The 3,877-nt window shown below is 58.3% G+C and carries 2 protein-coding genes and 2 pseudogenes; all 4 read left to right on the top strand.

Annotated features, from left to right (window positions below):
• Positions 1–1,191 (top strand): type VI secretion system Vgr family protein (locus tag Q0L30_RS08570; protein ID WP_296653860.1); only part of this gene is annotated, 1,191 nt, incomplete at its 5' end.
• Positions 1,191–2,186: a DUF4123 domain-containing protein gene (locus Q0L30_RS08565; RefSeq protein ID WP_296653858.1), complete on the top strand. Its 996-nt coding sequence runs from the start codon at positions 1,191–1,193 to the stop codon at positions 2,184–2,186. The genes Q0L30_RS08570 and Q0L30_RS08565, both read left to right, overlap by 1 nt.
• 41 nt (positions 2,187–2,227) lie before the next feature.
• Positions 2,228–2,956 (top strand): annotated as a pseudogene (locus tag Q0L30_RS08560) (hypothetical protein); the annotation flags it as partial.
• A gap of 569 nt (positions 2,957–3,525) precedes the next feature.
• Positions 3,526–3,877 (top strand): annotated as a pseudogene (locus Q0L30_RS08555) (hypothetical protein); the annotation flags it as partial.

The following is a 3,877-nucleotide window of genomic DNA, read 5'->3' as shown; positions in this document are numbered from 1 at the left end:
ACGTCCCCCGGAAACTACAAATACGCGTACCTGACCGAGCAGGGCTGGTATGTGATCAGGCTGCCGTTCGATCTCGACGAATGGAGCCCGGGCGGCACAAGCCGGCCCGTGCGTTTCGCCAGGCCTTATAGCGGGGACAATTACGGGCACCACTTTCCGTTGATCGACGGGGCGGAGGTTGCGATTGTCTTTACGGATGGTCATCCGGACAGGCCCGTGATCATCGGCGCGATGCACGACAGCCTGCATCCGGACCTCGTCAACAACTTAAACCATACGCGCAATCTCATTCGTACCGCCGCGAAGAACGAGTTGCGGATGGAGGACAAGGAGGGCGTCGAGCATATCCATCTGAGCACGCCGTTTCAGACCAGTGAGCTCAATCTTGGGCATATGGTCGATGGGGAGCGCAAGGAGCGCGGGCAAGGCGCGGAGTTGCACACCGATGGGCATGCGGCGGTGCGAGGGGCCAAGGGTGTGTTGCTGACTGCGGAGGCCCAGCCCGGTTCGAGCGGCCAACAGCTCGACATGCAAAGTGCCGACGAGCAGTTGCGCAGGGCATTGGCGCGCATGGAGTCGCTGGCCGAAGCGGTTCGTGCGTCCGAGGCGACCGTCGCGGAACTCGCAAGGCAGAAGGCGCTTTACGAGCAGGCGCTCAAGGGACTCCAGCGCGCCGCCATTTTGCTGAGCGGTCCGGCTGGCATCGGGATGACTTCGGGCGAACATCTTCACTTTAACGCCGATCAGAACTTGTTCGCGACCGCCGGGGGAAATTTTGATGTGGGCGTGATGCAGAACTTCACCGTGGCGGCCGCGCGGCAAGTCGCGCTGTTTTCGCAGGCGCGCGGCATGAAGTTCGTTGCCGCGAAGCAGGACGTCGTCATGCAGGCGCGTACCGGCGGTATATCGCTGGCATCGTCGCAGGACATGCATTTTTCGAGTTCTGACGGGGCCATTGCCGCAGTTTCGAAAGGTGCCTTGACACTATCCAGCGGCGGCGCCTACATCAAAATCGATAACGGCAATATCGAACTTGGTTGCCCCGGTGACATAACGCTCAAGTGTGGGCGTTTTCACTGGACTGGCCCAGGCAATCTGGCGCCTTCGTTGCCCGCCATGCCGATCGGACCATGCAAAGAATGTGTGCTCGATGCTCAACGTGGTGTTGAAGCAATGACGGAGGTCGCGTGATGCCGAGTACGCTCAACGTGACTTCGTCGGATGACATCGAGCGCGCCTGGGAACAATGGCACGAGCATTTGTTAGCGCAATTTTCCCGCCTGTTGGATGGTAACCGGGCGGTGCAGCTATTCCTGCTTGTTGATTCCCGCGCTACGCCCGGGGTCGAAAAACTCTTACAACAGGTTCCACGCCTGGCGTGGGTGTCACTCTGGCGGGATTCGGTTATCGAATCCTATACGGACATCGCACCGTATCTTTTCCAGATCGACCACATTGCGCTGAGCGATCCAGGCGATCTGCTGACTCGGCTGGTCAGGCGTCTCTGGAAGGATGCACACAACCTGCACATGCTGACGTGGATCTGGTCGCCGTTGTCTCTGGAGTTACTGAGCACGCATTTGCGCTATTACAGCCGGTACGAAACAACCGAGCGGCGTGCATTCTTTCTGCACTTTTACGATAACCGCATCCTTGAGCGACTGCGATCCGTATGGACGGAAGCAGAGGGGCAAGTTTTCGTGTCGCCGTGCGTCGAGGTTTGGTATCGAGACCGGGACTGGAATGATGTTGTCTGGCGTAACGAAGTTGACGCGGCCTTGCCCGTGTACAGGAGCGAGCAGTTTTTGACAGCGGAGCAACACCTGGAACTGCTCCGGCTTGGTCGGGCCGACAAGCTTGCGATGCAGTTACGCGACATGTATGGCGGGGAGTTCGGTGATGTCCTGGATTCGAAGCTCTATTACAGCATTTCAGAGCAACTGGAGCGCGCTGGGAAGTACCGCATCGCCGACAAGGACGATCTTCTGAACTATGTCGTGAAGGGCGTGATGGTTTCTCCGCGCTTTGACGAACATCCAGAAATACATGAGCGGCTCATGCGCGCTGCAAGTGGCGAGATCACGTTACGCGAGGCGCTGTGCGATATCGATAGCAGAGTGTTGGCTGAGGCTTCGAAAATGGTGCGTTTGGCAAAAAGTCCAGACACGGAGGTTTCCAGAACGTGATCAAACGACTGATAGTGCTGTGTTTCGTGACCGTCGCGTTGATGGGCTGCGACGTTTTATCGTCGGAGCCGACTTACGGCGGGGTGAGCGTGTCGGGGATGAATTACACGCCCTTCAATCTGAGCAGATTCGTCATCCGGGACAAGTATGGGAACAGGGCGGGCGGCGGTGGAGACCTGATGCCAGGCAGTGGCGCAGGCACGATGAGCTGTTGCTACACGTTGAAGGGAACGGAGTTTTCGGTCGACTGGGAGGTGTATGACGCCGACGAAGCGATCAAGGCTATCGATGCACATCAGGAGATCAAGTCAATCTACAAGACGACGCAGGTGCATTTCCCAAAGACGAAGATATCGGGCGGCATCGGCGCGGTGATACTGGGCGTGCATTTCTATCCCGACGATCACGTCGAGTTTGAGTTTCGCAATGACATGAGCGGATCGCGGATCGACTATGCGGAGGTGAGTTACTGGTTCAAGACGAAATACGGCAGGGCGGCCTATCCTGGTGGTCTGGATGAGGCGGAGGCATTCAGGCGCATCGCACGCGTTGCCTCACAGGGGTGGCTGAAGTATCGCCTGACCGCGGATGAGGATCTCAAGCAGTACGTGTACTACACGCTGCTCGTCAACCCGGATTTCGACAAGCACCCTGCGGTGCAGCGCATTGTTGAGGAAACGAAGGGACAACCGGGTGCGTTCGGCGCAGCGATGGAGGCGCTACCCGATTCCGTGGTTCGGGAAATCAAGAGCAACCGTTTCGAGCACGTGATCGCGGAGCGGTACCAATCGCCTGCGTTCCGCTTCTCGGTCACGGCCCATTTCGACAGTCTGGTCGCACGGCATCAAAGTCTTCGTCAGGAGCGAGACCGTGCCCAGGCGGAGTACCAGGCACTGCGAAACCAGTGGCCAGCCGCAGATTTGCGGACGCTTGCCACGGCACAGGCGCGCCTTGACGATGCAAACCGAGCCGAAATGCAGGCGTTGCGTGAAGCGACGATCGAAAAGAGTCGCCTGTCCGAAGGAGTCTGGAAACGCATAAAGCGCGAAGCCGCGTACTGGATGCGGCGCGATGCGGAGCAAACCGACAGGCGCCGCGCCGTGAACTATTTGAGCGACAAGCCGCCTGGTGCGGTGCATCCAGGCGGGCGTAGTCCCGAAGCCTACGCGTCGATCATCGAATCATTCATGACGACGCCCGAGCAGGACGGCGCAGCGATGGAAGCGCTACCCGATTCAGTGGTTCGGGAAATCAAGAGCAACCGTTTCGGGCACGTGATAGCAGGAGCCGGGCAGTGATCAAACGACTGATAGTGCTGTGTTTCGTGACCGTAGTGTTGATGGGCTGCGACGCTTTATCGTCGGAGCCCACATACGGCGGGCTGAGTGTGTCGGGGATGAATTACACGCCTTTCAATCTGAGCCGATTCATCATCCGGGACAAGTATGGGAACAGGGCTGGCGGCGGTGGAGACCTGATGCCAGGCAGTGGTGCAGGCTCGGTGAGCTGTTGTTACAAGTTGAAGGGAACGGAGTTTACGGTGGACTGGGAGGTGTATGACGCCGACGAAGCGATCAAGGCGATTGATGCACATCAGAAGATCAGGAAGATTCACAAGACGACGCAGGTGCATTTCCCGAAGACGAAGATATCGGGCGGCATCGGCGCGGTGATACTGGCTGTGCATTTTT

Source organism: Paraburkholderia sp. (assembly GCF_024281035.1).
Lineage (GTDB): Bacteria > Pseudomonadota > Gammaproteobacteria > Burkholderiales > Burkholderiaceae > Paraburkholderia.
This window is presented reverse-complemented; position numbering and strand designations above follow the sequence as displayed.

Bases quoted from the DNA above. Each gene is read 5' to 3' on its own strand.
- Q0L30_RS08565 (WP_296653858.1), top strand. From the start codon at position 1,191: ATGCCGAGTACGCTCAACGTGACTTCGTCGGATGACATCGAGCGCGCC.